19 protein-coding genes are annotated in these 20,045 nt (G+C 72.5%); 10 read left to right on the top strand and 9 right to left on the bottom strand.

Annotated features, from left to right (window positions below):
* Positions 1 to 72: 72 nt before the first annotated feature.
* Both ACN267_RS18635 and ACN267_RS18630 read right to left on the bottom strand, forming a co-directional pair.
* Positions 73 to 1,242: a serine hydrolase domain-containing protein gene (locus ACN267_RS18635; protein ID WP_421490445.1), complete on the bottom strand. Its 1,170-nt coding sequence runs from the start codon at positions 1,240 to 1,242 to the stop codon at positions 73 to 75.
* A 24-nt stretch (positions 1,243 to 1,266) separates the two neighbouring features.
* Positions 1,267 to 2,135 (bottom strand): IS5 family transposase gene (locus ACN267_RS18630; RefSeq protein WP_282273828.1). Its coding sequence is split into 2 segments (ribosomal slippage): positions 1,267 to 1,793 and positions 1,793 to 2,135, totalling 870 coding nucleotides; the frame shifts between segments, so codons are not numbered across the junction.
* A 182-nt stretch (positions 2,136 to 2,317) separates the two neighbouring features.
* Here ACN267_RS18630 and ACN267_RS18625 point away from each other — a divergent pair.
* From ACN267_RS18625 to ACN267_RS18615, 3 genes are all read left to right on the top strand, one after another.
* The gene (locus ACN267_RS18625; RefSeq protein WP_204956626.1) at positions 2,318 to 2,911 is read left to right on the top strand and encodes a pentapeptide repeat-containing protein; all 594 of its coding nucleotides are present in this window, start codon (positions 2,318 to 2,320) and stop codon (positions 2,909 to 2,911) included.
* 223 nt (positions 2,912 to 3,134) lie between these two features.
* Complete coding sequence (locus ACN267_RS18620) at positions 3,135 to 4,034, top strand: hypothetical protein (protein WP_421489233.1); 900 nt, start codon at positions 3,135 to 3,137, stop codon at positions 4,032 to 4,034.
* Between the two features lie 76 nt (positions 4,035 to 4,110).
* Positions 4,111 to 4,548: a nitroreductase family deazaflavin-dependent oxidoreductase gene (locus ACN267_RS18615; RefSeq protein WP_421490444.1), complete on the top strand. Its 438-nt coding sequence runs from the start codon at positions 4,111 to 4,113 to the stop codon at positions 4,546 to 4,548.
* Positions 4,549 to 4,561: 13 nt separating this feature from the next.
* Here ACN267_RS18615 and dacB read toward each other — a convergent pair whose 3' ends face one another.
* Complete coding sequence (gene dacB / locus ACN267_RS18610; protein ID WP_421489232.1) at positions 4,562 to 6,145, bottom strand: D-alanyl-D-alanine carboxypeptidase/D-alanyl-D-alanine endopeptidase; 1,584 nt, start codon at positions 6,143 to 6,145, stop codon at positions 4,562 to 4,564.
* 97 nt (positions 6,146 to 6,242) lie between these two features.
* Positions 6,243 to 6,968, bottom strand: coding sequence for an MIP/aquaporin family protein (locus ACN267_RS18605; protein WP_204956628.1), 726 nt, complete (start codon positions 6,966 to 6,968; stop codon positions 6,243 to 6,245).
* Between the two features lie 216 nt (positions 6,969 to 7,184).
* On the opposite strand from ACN267_RS18605, the gene ACN267_RS18600 reads away from it, so the two are divergent.
* The gene (locus ACN267_RS18600) at positions 7,185 to 7,466 is read left to right on the top strand and encodes an adhesin (protein WP_088641796.1); all 282 of its coding nucleotides are present in this window, start codon (positions 7,185 to 7,187) and stop codon (positions 7,464 to 7,466) included.
* A gap of 5 nt (positions 7,467 to 7,471) precedes the next feature.
* On the opposite strand, the gene ACN267_RS18595 is transcribed toward ACN267_RS18600, so the two are convergent.
* Positions 7,472 to 8,581: a beta family protein gene (locus ACN267_RS18595; RefSeq protein WP_204956629.1), complete on the bottom strand. Its 1,110-nt coding sequence runs from the start codon at positions 8,579 to 8,581 to the stop codon at positions 7,472 to 7,474.
* 219 nt (positions 8,582 to 8,800) lie between these two features.
* On the opposite strand from ACN267_RS18595, the gene ACN267_RS18590 reads away from it, so the two are divergent.
* The gene (locus ACN267_RS18590) at positions 8,801 to 10,150 is read left to right on the top strand and encodes a cellulose binding domain-containing protein (RefSeq protein ID WP_421489231.1); all 1,350 of its coding nucleotides are present in this window, start codon (positions 8,801 to 8,803) and stop codon (positions 10,148 to 10,150) included.
* A gap of 84 nt (positions 10,151 to 10,234) precedes the next feature.
* Here ACN267_RS18590 and ACN267_RS18585 read toward each other — a convergent pair whose 3' ends face one another.
* Positions 10,235 to 10,924, bottom strand: a complete 690-nt coding sequence (locus ACN267_RS18585; protein WP_204956631.1) for a response regulator transcription factor — start codon at positions 10,922 to 10,924, stop codon at positions 10,235 to 10,237.
* A gap of 296 nt (positions 10,925 to 11,220) precedes the next feature.
* Between ACN267_RS18585 and ACN267_RS18580 the strand changes: the two genes are divergently transcribed.
* On the top strand, positions 11,221 to 11,628 hold the full coding sequence (locus tag ACN267_RS18580; RefSeq protein ID WP_281900178.1) for a hypothetical protein: 408 nt from the start codon (positions 11,221 to 11,223) through the stop codon (positions 11,626 to 11,628).
* Between the two features lie 248 nt (positions 11,629 to 11,876).
* Complete coding sequence (locus ACN267_RS18575) at positions 11,877 to 12,269, top strand: cupin domain-containing protein (RefSeq protein ID WP_204956633.1); 393 nt, start codon at positions 11,877 to 11,879, stop codon at positions 12,267 to 12,269.
* Between the two features lie 51 nt (positions 12,270 to 12,320).
* Here ACN267_RS18575 and ACN267_RS18570 read toward each other — a convergent pair whose 3' ends face one another.
* Complete coding sequence (locus ACN267_RS18570) at positions 12,321 to 13,508, bottom strand: threonine synthase (protein ID WP_421489230.1); 1,188 nt, start codon at positions 13,506 to 13,508, stop codon at positions 12,321 to 12,323.
* 115 nt (positions 13,509 to 13,623) lie between these two features.
* Between ACN267_RS18570 and ACN267_RS18565 the strand changes: the two genes are divergently transcribed.
* Positions 13,624 to 14,406: an aldo/keto reductase gene (locus ACN267_RS18565; protein ID WP_421489229.1), complete on the top strand. Its 783-nt coding sequence runs from the start codon at positions 13,624 to 13,626 to the stop codon at positions 14,404 to 14,406.
* Between the two features lie 68 nt (positions 14,407 to 14,474).
* Here ACN267_RS18565 and ACN267_RS18560 read toward each other — a convergent pair whose 3' ends face one another.
* A complete protein-coding gene (locus tag ACN267_RS18560) occupies positions 14,475 to 15,602 on the bottom strand; it encodes a GH12 family glycosyl hydrolase domain-containing protein (RefSeq protein WP_421489228.1) in 1,128 nt (375 codons plus the stop codon).
* A 155-nt stretch (positions 15,603 to 15,757) separates the two neighbouring features.
* A complete protein-coding gene (locus tag ACN267_RS18555) occupies positions 15,758 to 16,537 on the bottom strand; it encodes an IclR family transcriptional regulator (RefSeq protein WP_204956636.1) in 780 nt (259 codons plus the stop codon).
* A 196-nt stretch (positions 16,538 to 16,733) separates the two neighbouring features.
* Here ACN267_RS18555 and ACN267_RS18550 point away from each other — a divergent pair, with 196 nt between their 5' ends.
* Together ACN267_RS18550 and ctaD are read left to right on the top strand one after the other, a co-directional pair.
* Complete coding sequence (locus tag ACN267_RS18550) at positions 16,734 to 17,840, top strand: FAD-dependent monooxygenase (protein ID WP_204956637.1); 1,107 nt, start codon at positions 16,734 to 16,736, stop codon at positions 17,838 to 17,840.
* Between the two features lie 137 nt (positions 17,841 to 17,977).
* Positions 17,978 to 19,735 (top strand): cytochrome c oxidase subunit I, encoded by a 1,758-nt coding sequence (gene ctaD / locus ACN267_RS18545; RefSeq protein ID WP_204956638.1) that lies wholly within the window; start codon positions 17,978 to 17,980, stop codon positions 19,733 to 19,735.
* Positions 19,736 to 20,045 lie beyond the last annotated feature (310 nt).

The raw sequence follows: 20,045 nt of genomic DNA, 5'->3' as shown, positions 1-20,045 counted from the left end.
CTTCCGGTACGACGCCGGCCGTCGTCGTGCCGGCCGGCGTCGTCAGCCGTCACCCGGTGGCGGCCCGCCGGCTCAGCCGACCAGGGCGGCGTAGACGAGCTGGCGGAGCTGGGAGCGCAACGGGTAGGTGCTCGACGGCATCAGCTGGGTGAACAGCAGGGCGGTGATCTCCTCGGCCGGGTCGACCCAGAAGGCGGTGCTGGCCAGCCCGCCCCAGTAGTACTCGCCGGCGCTGCTCGGCACCTTGGCCGGCACCGGATCCTGCACCACGGCGAAGCCGAGCCCGAAACCGATGCCGTCCAGCACCGTCTCGGCGAACCCCTCCGGCTGAAGCGACGCCAGGTCGCCGCCGCCGGGCAGGTGGTTGCGGGTCATGTAGCGCACCGTCCGGGGCCCGAGCAGGCGTACGCCGTCCAACTCGCCGCCGCGCAGCAGCAGTTGGGTGAACCGGTGGTAGTCGGCGGCGGTGGAGACCAGCCCGCTCCCGCCGGAGAAGCACTGCGGGCGGGTCAGCGCGGCGACGCCGAGCTGGTCGGCGCGGACCGCGTGGCCGGTGCCCGGGTGCGGCGTGTACAGCGCGGCGAGCCGCTTGGCGTCGGCCGGGTCGACCCAGAACCGGGTGTCGGTCATGCCCAGCGGGGTGAGGATCCGTTCGGTGAGGAAGTCGTCCAGGTTCTGCCCGGAGACCACCTCGATCAGCCGGCCCAGCACGTCGGTGGAGACCCCGTAGTTCCACCCGGTGCCGGGCTGGAACAGCAGCGGCAGCTTCGCCATCCCGGCGCTGGCCCCGGCCAGGTCCAGCCCCGGCGGCACGCCGAGGTCGTAGCCGGCGGCCCGGTAGAGCGCGTCGACCACCGAGGTCTGCGCGAACCCGTAGGTCAGCCCGGCGGTGTGGGTGAGCAGGTGCCACACCCGGATCGGCTCGACCGCCGGCACCGTGTACGGCTTGAGCGCCGAACCCTTGTCGAAGACCCGGACGTCGGCGAACTCCGGCAGCCAGCGGCTGATCGGGTCGGTCAGCTCGAACCGACCCTCCTCCCACAGCATCATCGCCGCGACCGAGGTGATCGGCTTGGTCATCGAGTAGATCCGCCAGATGGTGTCCGGCTCGACCGGGGTGCCCGCCTCCACGTCGCGCAGCCCGTACACCGAGGAGTGCGCGACCTCGCCACGGCGGGTGACCACGATCTGCCACCCGGCCAGCCGGCCGTCGTCGACGTACCTGCCGAAGTGCTCGTCGATGCGGGCTAGGGCCTGTCCTGCCGATCATGGAAGCCAGATGATGGCGGCGATGAGGACCAGGCCGGACCGGTAGAGGGATGCGCGCTTGGCGTAGCGGGTGGCCAGGTCACGCCACTGCTTTAGCCGGTTGAAGCAGCGCTCCACGACGTTGCGCTTGCGGTAGATCGCCTTGTCGAAGGCCGGTGGTCGCCCGCCGTGGCTGCCCTTGGCGGCCCGGCGGGCGACCTGGTCCGAGCGTTCCGGGATGACGTGCCGGATCCCGCGTTGTCGCAGGGCTCGACGGGTCGAGTCATGCGCATAGCCCTTGTCCGCGATCAGCACCTCCGGTCGCTTGCGGGGCCGACCCGGCCCGGGCTCGTTGATCCGGATCGCATCCAGCAGCGCCAACAGCTGCGGGTTGTCACCGGCCTGGCCCGGGGTGAGCAGGATCGACAACGGCCGACCGCGTCCGTCGACAGCCAGGTGGATTTTCGTGCTCAGTCCGCCGCGGGATCGGCCGATGGCCTCGCCATCTTGCGTACCAGGTGCCGCCGGACTTGCCGTGGAGCCCCTTTTTTACGGGCGCCAGCGGCATGCTGGTGCGCCCGCACGATCGACGAGTCGATGCTGATCGTCCACTGCACCGGTGTGCCATCGTCGTGGACCTGCGCCGCCGCGAGAATCCGATCCCACGTTCCGTCAGCGCTCCACCGGCGCAGCCGTTCGTGGCAGGTCTTCCACGGCCCGAAGCGTTCCGGCAGGTCACGCCACGGCGCACCCGTACGCAGCTTCCACAAGATCCCGTTGATGACCTGGCGATGATCCCGCCACCGCCCCCGCGCACCGCCCGGCTCGGGAAGCAGCGGGGCGATCACCGCCCACGCCTCATCGGTCAGCTCACCACGACGTACCACCGGCACATCGTCAACGACCAACCGCTACAAGATCGACAGGACACGCCCTAGCCGGGCCGGGTCGAAGCCGGTGCGGGCCGGGTCGCTGCTGGGTGCCACGCTCACCCGCCGAACCTACTAGCCGGTACGCGCCGGACGGAAGGTGCGGCGGTGGTGTCGGTGCTCGCACCTAGGGTGGAGCGGTGCCGCAGACCATCGAGGACGAGACGTTCCGCCACACCGACTGGTACGCCGAGGAGCTGACCGACAGGCACTTCGTGCGCTGCGTCTTCATCGACGTCGACCTGACCGAGGCGGTCAGCCGGGGCGCCTCGTTCACCGGGTGCGACTTCGGCGGGGTGTCGTTCAACGCCTCCCGGCACACCGACTCGGCCTTCGTCCGCTGCGGGTTCCGCCGGTGCAACCTGTTCGAGGCCGAGTTCACCGGGTGCAAGCTGGTCGGCAGCACGTTCGAGGGGTGCGCGCTGCGTCCGCTGCGGGTTTCGGGCGGGGACTGGTCGTTCGTCGGGTTGCCCGACGCCGACCTGCGGGGCGCGCAGTTCAGCGACGTGCGGATGCGCGAGGCCGACCTGTCCGGGGCCGACCTGAGCGGCGCGACCCTGGCCCGGGTGGACCTCTCGGCCGCCCAGTTGCGCGCGACCCGGTTCACCGGGGCCGACCTGCGGGGCAGCGACCTCGCCGGGTTCGACCCGACGGCTGTCGAACGGGCCGGCGCGGTGATCGACCCGCAGCAGGCGCTGATCCTGGCGCAGGCGCTGGGTTTCCAGATCCGCTGACCGTCCCGCCTGCTGTCGATCTCCCTGCCATTCTGGCCCTGAGCTGCGGTTTTCTGCCGGGCAGGAAACTTTCCATCGGGATCACTTGGTAACAAACTGGAAACGCCCTCCCGCTGGCATATGGCGCATCCCGGCCTTGAAATGAAAACGTGAGAACGCTCACGCCGCGACCGCACCCCCTCCCCGAGCGGTCCCGGGCGTCGGGCCGGGGAGTGGGACACACGTGAACGACCAAGAGACCTGGCGGATCGGGCCGGGCCCGACGACGCGCAGCGCGCAGCGGCGGGAGGCCCGTCGTCGGCAACGCCGCCGTTGGGCGATCGGTTCGGTGACGGCCCTGGCCTGCCTCGCGGTGCTGGTGACCTATCTGGGCCCGGATTCGGACCCGGCGGAGCCCGACCTGGTGCTGCCGGCGGGCGCGCCGACCCCGGCCGGCTATCCGACAGGTGCGGCGGGGGTGGGCGAGTCGGCCGAGGCCGGAATCGCCACCCCCGGCCTGCAGCCCCGGGAACGCACCCCGCCGCCGAGTGAACCGCCGACGCCGACAGGCACCCCGGTGGCGGCCCCGTCGCCGGCTGTGCCGACGCTGAGCGCCTCCCGGGCCGACGTGCCCGCCGAGGTGGACCTGACCGCGCTGGGCACCCGGGACTGGGTGCACTGGGGGCTCAATCGGCCGGAGACCGTGGTCCGCAAGGGCGGTGGCACCGGTGAGATCCGGGACGAGGGCGGCCGGGGCGCACGCGACCGGTACGACACCAATCCCGAGCTGTTCGGGTGGCGCGACGGAACCCCGGTGCCGGCCGTCTCCGCCACCGGTGTCGGCGTGTTCGTCTGCGGGACGGGCAACGGGTTCACGCTGTCCGTGGCCGGCGACGGCGAACCGCGTACGGTGCACCTGTTCGCCGGGGTCTGGATGGCCCAGGGGCGGCTGGACGTGCGACTGTCCACCGGCGGGGCGACCCGCACGCTGCGGCTGGAGGACCCGCACACCACGCACACCGCCCAGTTCGTGATCAAGTTCCGGGTGCCGAGGGGTGAGCGGCTGTCGATCAGCTGGACCGTCGAGGAAACCTTCCGCAACAGCTGCGGCAACGTGAACCTGCAGGCGGCGGCGGTGCGTTGAGCTGTTCGCCCGTTTCTGGGGTTTATGTCGGGATAACGTGTCCGGGTCGATGCCCACGAGCAACCCGGAGACGCCGATGCCGACCGACGAGCAGGTGCTGGACAGCCCCGAGGGCTGGGTCGCCGACCACATCCGCCGGTACGTCGCCACCGGCGGGGCAGAGGGGCACGAGTGGCAGCCGGGCGTGTTCACCCTGCTGTTGACCACCAGGGGTCGGCGCAGCGGCAGGCTGCGCCGTACCGCCCTGATCTACGGCCGGGACGGCGACGACCACCTGGTCGTCGCCTCCCAGGGCGGCGCGCCCCAGCACCCCTCCTGGTATCTCAACCTGCTCGCCGACCCCGACGCGCAGGTGCAGGTGGGCCCCGAGACGTTCGGCGTGCGGGCGCGCACCGCCGAGCCGGCCGAACGGGCCCGGATGTGGCCGACGATGACCGCCATCTGGCCCGCCTACGACGAATACCAGAGCAAGACCGACCGGGAGATCCCGGTGGTGGTGCTGCACCGGCGCTGACCGGGCGACGGGCTCAGCAGACGATCGGCTTGACCCAGGAACACTCCCGGCCCTCGGGCACCCGGGGCACCTCCGGGGCCACCGGCGGGGTGGCCCGCGCCGACCCGCCGTCCCCCTCGCGGTAGCCGGCCAGCGCGATCGCGATCTGGTCCTCCAGCCCCTTCACCGACGAGGTCAGGAAGTTGTTGAGCACCACCGAGAAGGCGAGCAGCCGGCCGTCGCCGTCGGTGACGTAACCGGAGAGGCCGGACACCCCGGTCAGACTGCCGGTCTTGGCGTGCACGTTGTCCGCCGCCGGGGTGCCGCGCATCCGGCTGCGCAGGGTGCCACCGACGAGGCGGTCCGGGTTGCCGGCGATCGGCAGGGCCGCGTACCAGGTGTCGAACCAGGGTTCCCGGCGGACGGCGGCGAGCAGCGCGACGAACTCGCCGGCCGGGATCAGGTTGCGCCGGGACAGCCCCGAGCCGTCGAGCTGGCGCAGGACGCCGGTGTCCACCCCGGTGTCGGCGACGTACTCGCTGATCGCGGCCAGCCCGACCGGCCAGCTTCCCGACCCGGAGACGACCCGGCCGATCTCCTTGGTCAGCACCTCGGCGTGCCCGTTGTTGGACAGCTTGAGGAAGGGCACCAGCAGCTCGGCCAGGGTCATCGAGTCGTGCCGGGCCACCGGGGTGGCGTCGGCCGGGGTGGCCCGGCCGGGCACCGTGCGCCCGAGCACCCGTACCCCGTGGCGGCGCAGCGCGTCCCGGAAGACGTCGGCGGCGTAACCGGTGGGCTCCCCGACGGTCATCCAGTCGCTGACCGCCGCCGCACCGGCCGCGATCCGGCCGGTGACCACGATGGTGTTGCCGCCGTGCGTCCGCTCGAACGACAACGTCGTCCCGCCCTCGGCCACCGTCTCGGCCCGGTTGTCGATCCGCAGGTAGCCGTTGGGTGGGGTCATGGTGACCACCGGCGGCGCACCGGCCCTGTCCGCCGGGGCGGCCCGCACGATCACCGTGCCCGCGTCGTAGTCGGTGTCCGGGGCGAGGCTCAGTGCGGAGACCTGCGCCGCGTAGTAGTACGACTCGTCGTCCCAGGCCCACTCCGGGCCGAGCCGGGTGGCGTCGTAGCGGGTGTCGTCGGCGACCAGGTTGCCGGTCACCACCCGTACCCCGCTGTCGGCGACCTGGGCGGCCAGCGCGTCGTAGTCGGCGGCCAGCATCGTCGGGTCGCCGCCGCCGCGCAGGTAGAGGTTGCCGGAGACCAGGCCGGCCCGGCGGCGGCCGTCGGTGAGCACGTCGGTGCCGAACCGGTGGCCGGGGCCGAGCAGCGCCAGGGCCGCCGTCGAGGTCAACAGCTTGGTGCTGGAGGCGGGCACCAGGCGGCGGTCGCCGTCGCGGTCGTAGAGGGTCCGGCCGGTGGCGGTGTCCACCACGACCACGCCGGCCTGTGCGCCGGCGAGCAGGGGATCGGCCAGGACGGCGTCGATGGTGGCGTGCAGCCGGGTGGCCGCCGGGGCGGGGGACTCGGCGGTCGCCGGCAGCGCACCGGCGGCGGCCACGGTGGCGACCAGCGCCACCAGCGCGAGCGTCCGGGGGAAGAGACGACGATGCATGCGACGACGCTGCCACGAAGGTTTCCGTCGGGCAAGCCCCGGTGCCGGAGGTTTTCTTCCAGGGCTGGCGGCCCCGGGTGGGCGGTCCGTCGGTGGGTCAGGTGGGATCCGGCGCGGCCGGGTCGGGTGCGTCGGGTTCGGCGCGGAAGTGCCGGCTCGGCTTCACCAGCAGCGGCGCGGCCAGTGCGGCCAGCGCCCCGCCGAGCAGCGGGAAGACGATGAACACCCACAGCTGGCGCAGCGCCGCGCCCCCCTCGAACACGGCCGGGCCGAACGACCGGGCCGGGTTGATCGAGGTGCCGTCCAGGGTGATCCCCACCAGCAGCACCGCCACCAGCGCCAGGCCGATCGCCAGCCCGGCGAAACCGGCGTGCTCGACCCGGCTCGTCACCACCAGCACCACCAGCACGAACAGGAACGTCAGGATGACCTCCAGCACCGCCGTACCGCCCTGGTTGATGTGCACCCCGTAACCGTTGGTGCCCAACACGCCGGTCTGGTCCGCCACGCCGCCCCAGCGGACCAGCCCCCAGATGGCGAAGCCGGCCACCGTGGCCCCCACGAACTGCGCCAGCCAGTACGCCACCGCGCCGACCGCGGAGATCTTGCCGGAGAGCAGCACCCCCAACGTCACCGCGGGATTGAGGTGCGCGCCGGAGAGCGGGCCGATCGCGTACACCAGCCCCACCAGGACGAACCCGAAGGCCAACGCCACGACCACCACGCCGCCCTGGAGTTGGGCGAACACGGCGGTGCCCACCCCCACGAAGACCAGCAGCAGGGTGCCGATCAACTCGGCGGCGTACCGTCGGGCAGCGTCCATGCGCTCAGCGTAGAAAGCCGCCGGGTCGCCGGGAGCAGAAACGGGGATCTCCGACAGACCCTGCTCTATTTGACGAACCCCTGGCCAGGGGGCACGGTGGGGGAGAGGGCCGCGCGGCGACGCCCCCGGAACCGTCCGGCGGGCACCGGCCGCCGCAGGGGGCGCGCAGCTGTCGCCGCGCCACGTTCCGCCCGACAACTCCCGAGGAGTCCCATCATGCTCACCATGACCGACAACGCCGTGCTCGTGATCCGTGACCTCGCGGCCCAGCAGGACGTCGCCCAGGACGGTGGGCTGCGGATCGCCGCCGACACCGAGGCCGGCGCGCTCACCATCGAACTGGTGCCGGTGCCGGCGCAGGGCGACCAGGTGGTCGACACGGAGGGGGCGCGCATCTTCCTCGACGCCGAGGCCGCCGAACTGCTCAACGACAGCTCGGTGGACGCCTCCGTCGACGACGAGGGCGTGGTGCAGTTCGGGTTCACCGAGCAGGAGTGACCCGGTCACCGGCCCCGCCGGTGCTCACCGCCCCGGTGTGGGCGGGTGAACCCGGTGCGGTCGTCGGTGGGCGTCGGCGGGCTGCGACGCCGCCCGTCGGCCGGGCCGGTCAGCGCCGCCAGCACGTGCGCCAGGTGGTGCGACGTGCTCCACGCCGTCCAGTTCGCCGGTGAGCCCGCGCCGGTGACCCGGCGGGCCCGGCGCAGCAGTTCGTGGTCGCCCCAGGAGAAGCCCGCCCCGGCGGGCGGCCAGTGCCCGGAGGTGACCAGCGTGCGGCACAGGTCGGCGAACCGATCGTCGCCCCGGCCGCCCCGCCGCGACCAGCGGTAGATCCACCAGCCGTCCTCGGTGGTGTACCGCACCGTGGGCAGCCGGTCGCCCGGCTCCACCCCGCCCGACTCCACCCCGCCCGGTGGCGCGGGCGACACCCCGTAGTCGCCGTAGCCGACGCCCAGGTCGGCCAGCCGACGCCAGAACAGCCAGTCCCAGCGGTCGACCCGGACCGGCTCGTCGGTGGCCAGCCGGGACAGCGACGGCGGCATCCCGCCGGCCGCCACGGTCACCGTGCGCCAGGCGTGCCGGCGGGCCCAGTCCACCACCCGGCGTACCCGGGGCTCGGCGACGCGCAGGTCCGCCAGGCAGCAGACGTCGCCGGCGTCCACCAGCAGGTCACACTGCTCCGGGACCAGTCCGGTGCGCCGCCACACCCGCTCCACCGCCGCCGTCGTGGCGTCCGGGCCGGTGCGGTCCCGGCCGGGCCGCAGCCGGACCACCACCCCCCGGGCGTACGCCCGGCACGCCGCGCCGTGCGCGGCCAGCCGCCGGTCACCGCAGGCCAGCCCGACCACCGGCTGCACCGGTACGCCCCACCGGGCCAGCTCGCCGCCCGGCCCGTCGGGCAGCGCGCACACGTCGACGGCCGGCACCAGCCCGGCGGGTAGCCGGCGCAGCATCTCGGGCAGGCCGGTGTCGGCCGGGGACACGTCGAGGACCGGGACGACCAGGGGAGCGTGGGCGCTGTCCAGATGACCCAGCGCCTCCAGCTCACCGCGTCTGCTGGTGAGGATGGGGCGGTAGACCGGCTCCGCCACCCGACCCCCGGGGGCGGGCACCATACCTCAATCTACCGGGCCGGACGCCCCCACCACAGGGGTTACGACGGTCGCGTCACCGACCATCCGGTCCCGTCGACGGTCACGACCCCGGTCCCGTCCACCTTGGACATTGACAGTGGTCGGTGCCGGTGGTGGCATGGGTGGGCGGTACGCCGGGCGTGGAAGGGCATCCGAAGACCCATGTCCCCGCTTTTTGCTGCCCGGAAGGCGTACCCCCTCATGACCTCCTCGCGTCACCGTGCCGGTCTGCTCGCGGCGCTGACCGCCGCCGCCGTACTGCTGCTGGTCCTGCCGCTGCCCGCCGGGGCGCTCGCGGTACCCGAGCCGACCACCCCGGTCACCGGCAACGCCACCCACTTCGACGCCCTCGGCGCACCGTACGGCGGCTGCGGCCTGCCCCAGGCGGAGCTGGACGCGCCGGACTTCGTCGCGCTCAACGCCTACGACCTGCCCGGCGACTACTCGTCGTACCCGATGCGGCCGATCCCGGCCAGCCAGGCGGCGAAGATCGGGCTGTGGAACAACGGCCTCAACTGTGGCCGGTTCGTCCGGGTCACCGTCGGCGACTACTGCACCGGCGTCAACGACGGCGCGCCCGGCCAGCCGTTCTGCCGAAACGGCTCGTGGACCGCCGACGCGTACAGCGGGGCGACCCTGACCATGGTGGTGGCGGACAGTTGCGGCGACGGCAACGCCTGGTGCCGCGACGACCCCTACCACCTGGACCTCTCCACCGCCTCGCTCAACCGCTTCGTGCGCAACGGCACGCCGGTGGGGGACATGAACCCCACCCACTGGAACAACCGGCACGTCTCCTGGTCGTTCGTGCCCGCCCCGGACTACACGGGCGACATCCGGATCGGCTTCATGAAGGGCGCCCAGCGGTACTGGCCGGCGATCGCCGTCTCGCACCTGGCCAACGGCATCCACGGGGTGGAGTACCTGGCCGGTGGGGTGTGGACGGCCGCCACGATGAACAGCGACATGGGACAGTCGTACGTGATCGGGGCGACCGCCGCCGGGGGCACCGACTTCCAGATCCGGGTCCGCGACGCGGCCGGCACGCTGATCAACAACGGTCGGGTCTACCGGTTCGCCCTGCCCGCCTCCTGCGGCGGGACGTGCTCGGCGGCGTACACCCGGGTCGACTACACCACCTCCGACGGGCCGACCCCGACCCCGACCGGCACCCCGACCGGCACCCCCACCGCGACGCCGCCGGTCACCCCCACCGCGATCCCCACCCCCACCGGCACCCCGGCCCCGGTGACCGGTTGCTCGGCCGCCTACCGGGTGACCGGCTCGTGGTCGGGTGGCTTCCAGGCGGAGGTCACCGTGCGCAACCTCGGCGTCAGCGCCATCACCGGCTGGACCACCGCGCTGACCTTCGCCGGAACCCAGCAGATCGCCTCGTCGTGGAGTGCCACGGTCAGCCAGTCCGGCCGGCAGGTCACCGCGACCAACGCCCCCTACAACGGGAGCCTGAGCCCCGGCGCGACCACCAGTTGGGGCATGGTCGTCACCGGCGACAACCAGCCCCCGACGGTGGCGACCTGCGCCGTGCGGTGAACCACCGGTGACCGGTCCGCCCGTGGCGGCGGGCCGGTCGACCGGCCCCGGGGCACCACGATCCCGGGCACCGTGAGCCGGGCGCTACGTCCCGGGCGCGGCGAGCCGTACCCCGACCCCGCGTACGGTGTGCAGGTAGCGGGGCTGCTGGGCACTCTCCCCGAGCTTGCGGCGCAGCCAGGACAGGTGCACGTCGACGGTCTTGTCCGCCCCGCCGTAGGGGATCTGCCAGACCTCGGTGAGCAGTTCCCGCTTGGTCACCACCGTGCCGGGGCGGCCGGCGAGATGGTGCAGCAGGTCGAACTCGCGCGGGGTCAGCTCGACCGGAGTGCCGTCCAGGGTTACCTGACGGGCGCGCGGGTCGATCCGCAGCCCGCCGACGACCAGCACGGGCTCGCCGTCGGGCCGCTCGGCCCCGCCCCGGCGCAGCACCGCCCGGACCCGGGCGTCGAGCTGGGCGGCGGTGAACGGCTTGACCAGGTAGTCGTCGGCCCCGGCGTCGAGCAGCCGGACGATCTCCCGCTCGTCGTCGCGGGCGGTGGCCACGATGACCGGCACGGCGCTGACCGCGCGCAGCATCCGCAGCAGCTCACCGCCGTCGAGGTCGGGCAGGCCGAGGTCGAGCACGACCAGGTCGGGCCGGTCGTCGAGGGTGAGCCGTAGCCCCTCCATCGCGGTCGACGCGGCGGCCACCGCGTGCCCCCGGTCGCGCAGCGCCCGGACCAGCGGGGTGCGGATGGTCAGGTCGTCCTCGACGAGCAGCAGGCGGGCCACCCCAGCAGGCTAGCCCCGGGCGGCGGCCCCGACCGTCGACCGGGCGGGGCCGGCCGGTCCCGCTGTCCGCCCGGTCGACGGGCCGGCGCTGCCGCCGCCGTCGGCGGGCGACGGCTCGCGCCGGGGTGTTTCCGCAGCTCATAGTGGTTGCTTGTCAGGTAACGGACAGTTGGGTGAGTGGTCGCAAAAGGTGTAACCGACATATTTTCGAGGTACGGATCCGCTCGGTCGGCGCGGGTCACCATCCCCCCAACGCTCCCGGCCCGAGCAGGTGGCCGGCAGGCAGGAGCACCACGATGTCCAGCACCGGTTCCCGGCGTCGCCCGGTCAACCAGCCCGTCCCCTGCCGCACCGACCTGGCCCTGGCCGATGCCCAACTGGCCGGCGACCGGCGGGTGGGGCTGCCCGCCTCGGCCCGGATGCTCTACGCCGTGGTGCACGCCAACGGCACCCTGGCCCGCGGGCTCGGCGCGGCGTCGGCCACCCGGCTCGCCCCCGGCATGTACCAGGTGGTCTTCGACCAGGACGTGAGCACCGGCGGCTACGTGGGCACGATCGGGCTGGCCGGCAGCGCCGGGCTCGCGCCGCCCGGCGGGATCAGCGTGGTCGGTCGGACGGGAATCCCGAACGGGGTGTTCGTCAGGACGTTCGCCACCGACGGCAGTGTCTCGGACCGTCCGTTCCACCTCGCGGTCCTGGCCTGAGGAAGGCGGAGACGGGCGCACGGCGCCGTACGGCACACCGGCCGTCCGTCGCCGCGCTCCGACCGTCTCCCACCACCGCAGCCATTCGGCGGTACGCCAGCGGGGACCTGGTGCGACCGGTGCGGTGCCCGCGCCGGTCTGGGGTGCTCGATGCCCGATCCGTCGGCGCGCAAACCTGCCCGGGGCCGGGAATTGCCTCATCTGCACGACACGGCGTGATCCGTTGCCGTTGCGGGTATGACCGGAACATGGAGCATTTCACGATCGCGACGGTCGCCGAGAAGAGCCCGGACTTCCGCCGGGTGCTGTGGACCGGGGAGAAGACCCAGTTGGTGATCATGACCATTCCGCCGGGCGGGGAGATCGGCGAGGAGGTGCACGACGGGATCGACCAGATCCTGACCTTCGTCAGCGGCACCGGGGAGGCCCGGGTCGGCGGGGAGACCCGGGACGTCGCCCAGGGCGACCTGGTGGTGGTGCCGGCCGGGACGAAGCACAACTTCGTCAACACCGGGCCGAACCCGCTGGTCCTCTACACGGTCTACGGCCCGCCGGAGCACGCCGACCAGGTGGTGCACCACACCAAGGAGGAGGCCGACGCGGCCGAGGCGGCCGGCGAGGACGAACCGCCGACGTCCTGACCCGCAGCCGCCGTGCCGGCGTCCCGCCCACCGGGGGACGCCGGCACGGCGTCAGCCCACGGGTACGGCGGAGACGTCCACCGTCTCCGGGTACTTCAGCCCCGACCCCGTGTTCAGCACCACCACCCGCTCGTCGGGGCGGATCCAGCCGCCGGCCCGCAGGTGCCGGGCGGCGGTGAGGCAGGCCGCCCCCTCCGGGCAGAGCAGCAACCCCTCCCGGGTGGCGAACTCCCGCAGGTCGGTGAGGATCTCCGCGTCGTCGACGGCGACCGCCGTCCCGCCGCTCTCCCGCAGCGCGGTCAGGATCAGCTCGTCGCCCAGCGGGGCCGGCACGGTGATCCCGAACGCCACGGTGTGCGCGTCGGCCCAGGGGCGGGCCCGCTCCTCACCGGCGGCGAACGCCCGCACGATCGGCGCGCAGCCGGTCGACTGCACCGCCACCAGCCGGGGCAGCCGGTCGCTCACCCAGCCGAGTTCCCGCAGCTCGTGCAGGGCCTTGTGGATGCCGATCAGGCCCACCCCGCCACCGGTGGGATAGATGATCACGTCGGGCACCTGCCAGCCGAGCTGCTCGACGATCTCGTACCCCATCGTCTTCTTGCCCTCCAGCCGGTAGGGCTCGCGCAGCGTCCCGGCGTCGAAGACCGCCCCGTCCGCGTCGGCGACCAGCTCGGCCACCAGGCGTCCGGCGTCGCTGATCAACCCGTCCACCAGGCGCAGGTCGGCACCGGCGGCGACGCACTCGCGGCGGCAGATGGTCGGGGCGTCCAGCGGCATCACGATGGTCGCCGCCATCCCGGCCCGCGCCGCGTACGTCGCCCAGGCCGCTCCGGCGTTGCCGTTGGTGGGCATGGCGAACCGTCGTACGCCCAGCTCGCGGGCCCGGCTCACGCCGACGGCGGCACCCCGGGCCTTGAACGACCCGGTCGGGGTGAGCCCCTCGTCCTTGACGATCAGGTCGGCTACGCCGATCTCGTGGCCGTACGCCGGCGCGCGCCACAGCGGCGTCCAGCCCTCACCCAACGTGGTGACGTGCCGCTCGTCGGCCACCGGCAGCAGCTCCCGGTAGCGCCACAGGTCGGCCGGGCGCAGCCCGAACCGTTCGGGTGTCACGGCGGCGGCCACCGCGGCCAGGTCGTAGCGGGCCAGCAGCGGTGACCCGCAGTCGCACAGGTTGGTGAGCCGGTGGGCGTCGTGCTCCCGGCCGCAGCGCGGACACTCCAGGTGGGTCAGGTACACGATGCTCCTCGCCGTCGGCCCGGTCGGTGCTCGGCACACCGGCATTCTCCGGCAATCGGCCCGGGTTCGCCGCTCGCCCGGCATGCCCGCGCCGATCACGGGTAGAACGGTCGGTATGGACCTCGACCAACCCACCGTCCTGCTTCCCGGCGACGTACGCATGCCGTTGCTCGGCTTCGGCACCTGGCAGGCGACCGGCCGGGCCGGCTACGACGCCGTGCTGGCCGCGCTGGACGCCGGCTACCGGCACCTCGACACCGCCACCATGTACGGCAACGAGGAGGAGGTGGGTCGGGCGGTGCGGGAGAGCGGGCTGCGCCGCGAGGACGTCTTCATCACCACCAAGCTGCCGCCGGACCGGGTCGGCCGGGAACGGGAGACGATCGAGGCGAGCCTGCGGGCGCTGGGCACCGACCACGTCGACCTCTGGCTGATCCACTGGCCGCCGTCGTCGCCGGCGGACAGCATCCCGGTCTGGCGGGAACTGCTGGCCGCCCGGGACGCGGACCTCACCCGGGCGGTGGGGGTGAGCAACTACGGCACCGCCCAGCTCGACGAGCTGATCCAGGCGACCGAGGAGAACCCGGCGGTCAACCAGATCCGGTGGAGCCCGTCGCTGTACGACCGGCAGCGGCACACCGAGCACCGGGACCGGGGGATCGTGCTGGAGGGCTACAGCCCGTTCAAGGCCAGCGACCTGAGCGACCCGGTGCTGACCCGGATCGCCGCCGCGCACGACGTCTCCCCGGCGCAGGTGGTGCTGCGCTGGCACGTCGACCACGAGATCGTGGTGATCCCCAAGTCGGTGACCCTGGAACGCATCCGCGCCAACGCCGACATCTGGAACTTCTCGCTGACCGCCGAGGAGATGCGCGACATCGACGCCCTGGGCGGCTGAGCCCGGACAGGGTGCGGGGGCGTGACCGGCAGGTCACGCCCCCGCGTGGTGGTGGGTGGTGTGGGGTCTCAGGCGCGGGCGCAGGCGACGCCGTTGAGCGAGAAGCTGGTAGGCGCGGAGTACGTCCCGCTCAGCGAGCCCTGGTAGCCGAAGCTGGCGGTGCCACCGGGGGAGATGCTGCCGTTGTGCGCGGCGTTGCGGGCGGTCACCGTGGACCCGCTCTGGGTGACGGTGGCGTTCCACGAGCTGGTGACCTGCTGCCCGCTGGGCAGGCTGTAGGTCAGCGTCCAGCCGTTGATGGCGCTTGCGCCCCGGTTGGTGATGGTCACGTCGGCGGTGAACCCGTTGTTCCACGAGTTGGACGTGTACTTCACCGCGCAGCCGCCGCCGGTGGGCGGGGGCGTGGTCGGCGGGGCGGTGGTGGGCGGCGGGTTGCCGCCGGTGTTGACGGTCTGGGAGAAGTTGGTGACGGCCAGCCCGGCACCGCCCTGCCAGGGCTCGAAACCGGCCTGGATGCTGGTCAGGTACCAGTCGTTGGTGACCGCCCCACGGTTGCGGGTGTCGGCGATGAAGTCGAGCACGTTGAAGCTCATGCTCTGGATCGCCGACGGCGCGACGTAGGAGATGACGTTGTTGCCGCCGTTGTTGCCGCGCCACACCTCCCAGCTGCGGCCCGCGATGTTGGTGTTGCCCACCGGCGAGCCGATCGGCTGGATGCTGCCCTGCCGGTTGAACCAGATCATGATCTCCATGGCGTTGACCCCGTCCCGCTTGGGCGACGGGTCGAGCCAGATGTCGTAGGCGGCGTCGTAGATCGCGCCACCGACGTAGTTGAAGGAGATGCTGCCCGGCGCGCTGCTGATCGACTTCACCTGGGCCGGCAGGTTGGTGCCCGGCGAGCAGTTGGTGTAGTGGCAGCCGACGAAGATCGACGGGTACGACACCGGCGCGCCGTTGGTCGGCGCGGAACCCTGCTGGCTGGTGATGCTGAAGCCGCTGCCGGTGACGTTGATGCACTGTTGGGCGGCGGTACCCCAGCGGTTGTTCTGCACCACGTACCGGCCGCCGATGACGGTGGAGCCGAACTGCTCACAGATCTGGGTGTCGGCGGAGGCGGTGCCGCCGGTGGCGACGGCCACGATCGTGCCGACGGCCAGGAGGCCGGCGGCGGCGAGGGCCCGCAATGGACGCTTCATGATGCTCCTTGGCTGCGGCGCGGAGGCGCCGGAGGTGTCTCGGACGTGACCGGGAGCGCTCCCACGGTCCCGAACACATTTACATACTTGAAACTGTGATGCAACTGAACCGGTTAAGTTAACCGCCGATCTTGTCCACGTACCTGAACCGCGTCCTACAGGTTGGGTGCGAGCAGGGTGCGTGCCATCCGGGCCTGCGCCACCGTCTCCCGCAACACCGCGGCCAGCCGGGCCCGCGCCTCCGGCCCCAGCCGGTCCACCGGCGCGGCCACCGAGATCGCGTCCACCGCCGGCTCCCGCAGTGGTATGGCCACCGCCACCGCGGCCAGCCCTGGGCTGCACTCCTCCCACTCCTCGGCCCAGCCCCGCCGCCGCACCGCGGCCAGCTCGGCACGCAGCGCCTCCGGCGTGGTCACCGTCCGCCCGGTGACCGCCGGCAACGGCCACTGCAGCAACCTGTCGACCTCCTCGTCGGAGCGGGCGGCGAGCAACGCCTTGCCGGCCGCGGTGGCGTGCGCGGGCAACCGGCGACCCACCGCGCAGACCGGCCGGACGATGTGCGCCGAGTCCCGCCGGGCCAGCAGCACCACCGCGCCCCGGTCGAGCCGGTAGAGCTGCACCGTCTCGCCGGAACACTCCGCCAGCCGGTCCAGGGTCACCTCGTGCAGGGCGGCGACGTCCGCGCCGGCCAGGAACGTCGCGCCGACCTCCAGCGCCCGCAACCCCACCGAGAACCGGGTGCCGGTCGGGTCGGCGGCCACCCACTCGCGGTCCAGCAGGGTCCGCAGGATGGCGTGCAGGCTGCTCTTGGGGATGCCCAGCGCCCGGCTCAGCTCCACCGGCGAGCGGGGGCCGTCCGGAGTGGCGAGCGCCTCCAGCACGTCCAGCGCCCGACCCGCCGACTTGACCGAGCGGTATGACTCGTCCGTCGTCACGTCGTCACTGTAGTGAGACGGACGACATCCGGCCGATGGGTATTCTTCGATCGAACCTCGTTCAGCTGGCTGAACAACTTTCTGTCCAGTCCGGAGGGTGCCGGGAGGGGGAACATCGACTCTGGTGTGCGCCGATCGCGCGGAGTAGTGTCTTGCCTTCACCGCGTACCGATCCCCTCCGGAGGCGTACACCACCATGCGTGGCTCCCCCCTGCGAATCCTCGTCGTCGGCGCGGGCATCGCCGGCCTGGCCGTCGCGCGGGCCCTGCGGTTGGCCGGCTTCCGGCCGGACGTCACCGAGAAGCTCCCCCCGAACGAACTGTCCGACACCGGCCTCTACCTGCCCGGCAACGCCGCCCGAGCGCTGCGCCGGCTCGACCTCGACGGCCCGGTCCGCCCGCTCGGGCAGGTGATCCACCGGCAACGCTTCCTCGACGCCGCCGGCGACCCGCTCTGCGAGGTGGACCTCGACACGCTCTGGGCCGAGGTGGGGGAGTGCCGGGCGCTGCCCCGCCGCGACCTCTACCAGGTGCTGCTCAGCGGTGCCGGGGGTGCCGTGCGGCATGGGGCCGAGGTGAGCACCGTGGAACTGCTGCCCGCCGGTGTGGCGGTCACCTTCACCGACGGCACCGGCGGCGAGTACGACCTGGTGATCGGTGCCGACGGCCCCCGCTCGGCGGTCCGCTCCCTGGCCGCGCTCGGCGGTCCGCCCCGCCCCGCCGGGCAGGTGGTCTACCGCGGCGTGGTGCGCGACGGCCCCGACGTGGCCGACTGGACGGCGCTGCTCGGCCGGCGGGCCGGCTTCCTCGTGGTGCCGCTCGGTGCCGGCCGGCTCTACTGCTACGCCGACGAGGCCGGCACCGTCGCCCCGGCCGACCCGGTCGGCCGGCTGCACGAACTCTTCGGCGGCTACGGCGGGCCGGTCCCGGCGGTGCTGGCCGCCTGGCGCGACGTGCAGGTCGGGCTCACCGACGAGGTCGAGCTGGGCCGCTGGCACCGGGGTCGGGTGCTGCTGGTCGGCGACGCCGCGCACGCCACCGCACCCACCCTGTCCCAGGGGATCGCGATGGCGCTGGAGGACGCCGTGGTCCTCGCCGAGTCGCTGCGCGCCGCCGGCAGCGTCGAGGCGGCCCTGGTCGCGTACGAGAGCCGCCGTCGTCCGCGTACCCGGTGGGTGCGGGACCGGACCCGCGACCGCAACCGCACCCGGGACGTGCCGCCGGCGCTGCGCGACCCGTTGCTGCGCGGGCGGGGCGGGCGGATCTTCGGCGAGCACTACCGGCTCCTGGTCGGCCCGCTGTAGGTGCGCCGGGTGACCGGACATGGTGCCAGAGCACCCCGAGCGGTGCTGCCACCTGCCGGGGACTAACATCCTTTCGGATGACGGCCCGCAGTTGACGAGGCGTGCCGAGCGGGACAACCGAGAACCGGAGGCCATTCGTGACCACCGTCGCACCCAAGCCGGTCGTGACCCGGCCATGGCCGGTCCGAGAGCCGGTCAAGGGGTCGGCCATCGCGCGGCTGCTGCGCACCACGGACGCGAAGCAGATCGGGATCATGTACATGGTCACCGCGTTCGTGTTCTTCATGATCGGTGGCCTGATGGCCCTGATCATGCGAGCCGAGCTGGCGCGGCCGGGCATGCAGTTCCTGTCGCCGGAGCAGTACAACCAGCTGTTCACCATGCACGGCACGATCATGCTGCTGTTCTTCGCGACCCCGATCGTGTTCGCGTTCGCCAACTACGTCGTGCCGTTGCAGATCGGTGCCCCCGACGTCTCGTTCCCCCGGCTGAACGCCTTCGCCTACTGGCTGTACCTGTTCGGCGGCACGATGGCCACCGCCGGCTTCCTCAGCCCGGGTGGTGCCGCCGACTTCGGCTGGACCGCCTACACCCCGCTGAGCAGCATCGAGCACTCGCCAGGCGTCGGCGCGAACATGTGGGTGGTCGGCCTGGCCATCTCGGGTCTGGGCACCATCCTCGGCGCGGTCAACCTGATCACCACGATCCTGACCCTGCGCGCCCCCGGCATGACCATGTTCCGGATGCCGATCTTCACGTGGAACATGCTGGTCACCAGCCTGCTGGCGATCCTGGTCTTCCCGCTGCTGGCCGCCGCGCTCTTCGCGCTGGCCGCGGACCGGCTGCTCGGCGCGCACGTCTACGACCCGGCCACCGGCGGCCCGATGCTGTGGCAGCACCTCTTCTGGTTCTTCGGCCACCCCGAGGTGTACATCATCGCGCTGCCGTTCTTCGGCATCATCACCGAGATCATCCCGGTCTTCTCCCGCAAGCCGATCTTCGGCTACAAGGGCCTCGTCGCCGCCACCATCGCCATCGCCGCCCTGTCGATGAGCGTCTGGGCGCACCACATGTTCGCCACCGGTCAGGTGCTGCTGCCGTTCTTCAGCTTCCTCAGCTACCTGATCGCCGTGCCGACCGGCATGAAGTTCTTCAACTGGATCGGCACCATGTGGCGGGGCCAGATCACCTTCGAGACGCCGATGCTGTTCGCCATCGGCTTCCTGGTGACCTTCCTCTTCGGTGGTCTGACCGGGGTGCTGCTGGCCAGCCCGCCGCTCGACTTCCACCTGCACGACAACTACTTCGTCGTGGCGCACTTCCACTACGTGCTCTTCGGCACCATCGTGTTCGCCGTCTTCGGCGGCATCTACTTCTGGTTCCCGAAGATGTTCGGCCGGATGCTCGACGAGCGCCTGGGCAAGATTCACTTCTGGCTCACGATGATCGGCTTCCACACCACCTTCCTGGTGCAGCACTGGCTCGGTGCCGAGGGCATGCCCCGCCGGTACGCCGACTACCTGCCCAGCGACGGCTTCACCACGCTCAACATGATCTCCACGATTGGCGCGTTCATCACCGGTATCTCGACCCTGCCGTTCATCTGGAACTGCTGGAAGTCGTACAAGACCGGGCCGGTCGTCGAGGTGGACGACCCGTGGGGCCACGGCAACTCGCTGGAATGGGCGACCAGCTCCCCGCCGCCGCTGCGTAACTTCGACCGGATGCCCCGGATCCGTTCCGAGCGCCCGGCGTTCGACGCGAAGTTCCCCGAGCTGGCCGCCGGGCAGAGCCTCGCCGGCCCGCCGGAGGGTGGTGCCAAGCCACTGACCAGCGAGGTCAACGGTGGTGCCAGCTACCAGGAGGACACCGCCGGGAACCTCGACCAGCGCTGACGCTCGGCACGAACCGCCGAAGGGCACCGCACCCCACCGGGGCGCGGTGCCCTTCGCCGTTACTCGCGATGACGGGGGCCGGGGAGCCCGGTGGAGCTCACGTTCCGGTCCCGCCTGCCATTGGTGCGAACCTGCCGGGGTGACCCACTCCCGGTTGAGCGGTATGCCGCAGAATCATATCTATGACTCTGCGGCATACCGCTCAACGGTGAAGGTATCCCGGGTGGCGACGGGCCGCGCACCACCGGCCACCGCGCACCTACGGCAGCCGGGTGCCGCCAGCACCGCGCGCCGCCTGCCACCCGGGCGG

The sequence above is a fragment of the Micromonospora sp. WMMD734 genome (assembly GCF_049178975.1).
Classification (GTDB): Bacteria; Actinomycetota; Actinomycetes; order Mycobacteriales; family Micromonosporaceae; genus Micromonospora; species Micromonospora wenchangensis.
Note: the sequence above shows the minus strand (reverse complement) of the source record. Positions and strands in the feature narration are given on the sequence as shown.